Annotated in this window: 1 protein-coding gene; it reads left to right on the plus strand. The window is 71.2% G+C overall.

Annotated features, from left to right (window positions below):
- Positions 1–747 (plus strand): transglutaminase family protein (locus tag N878_RS23605; protein ID WP_021445963.1); only part of this gene is annotated, 747 nt, incomplete at both ends.

Consider the following 747-nt stretch of genomic DNA (forward strand, 5'->3'; position numbering starts at 1 on the left):
CTGCAACTGCCCGAGCAGGGCGATCCGCGCAGCCGCGCCTGGGCCGCCGAGCTGCAGCGTCAGCATCCGCAGGCCGATGCGCTGGTCGCCGCGCTGCTGCAGCATTTCAACCGCGAGCCCTACGTCTACACCCTGCGCCCGCAGCCGCTGGGCGCGGACGGCATCGACGACTTCCTGTTCAACACCCGCCGCGGCTTCTGCGCCCACTACGCCGGGGCCATGACCTTCGTCCTGCGCGCCGCCGGCATTCCCGCGCGGGTGGTGGCCGGCTACCAGGGCGGCGAGCTCAACCCCGGCGGCAACTACATCCAGGTGCGCCAGTTCGATGCCCACGCCTGGGTCGAGTACTGGCAGCCAGGCCGCGGCTGGCGCAGCGTCGATCCCACCTTCCAGGTGGCGCCGGAGCGCATCGAGCAGAGCCTGGAGGAGGCGCTGGCCGAGGAGGACGGTTTTCTCGACGACCAGCCCTTCTCGCCGCTGCGCTACCGCGAGCTGGCCTGGCTCAACCAGTTGCGCCTGAGCTGGGAAAACCTCAACTACGGCTGGCAGCGCTGGGTGCTGGGCTACCAGGGCGAGCAGCAGTTGCAGCTGCTGCAGCGCTGGTTTGGCAGCCTCGACTGGCAGCGCCTGGCGCTGGCCCTGGTCGGCAGCGGCACGCTGCTGCTCGGCCTGCTGGCGCTGTGGTTGCTGAGGCCCTGGCAGCAGCGTCGCGACCCGCAGCGCCAGGCCTTCCGCCGCTTCGAGCAG

This window comes from Pseudomonas sp. EGD-AK9 (assembly GCF_000465935.2).
Taxonomy (GTDB): Bacteria; Pseudomonadota; Gammaproteobacteria; order Pseudomonadales; family Pseudomonadaceae; genus Aquipseudomonas.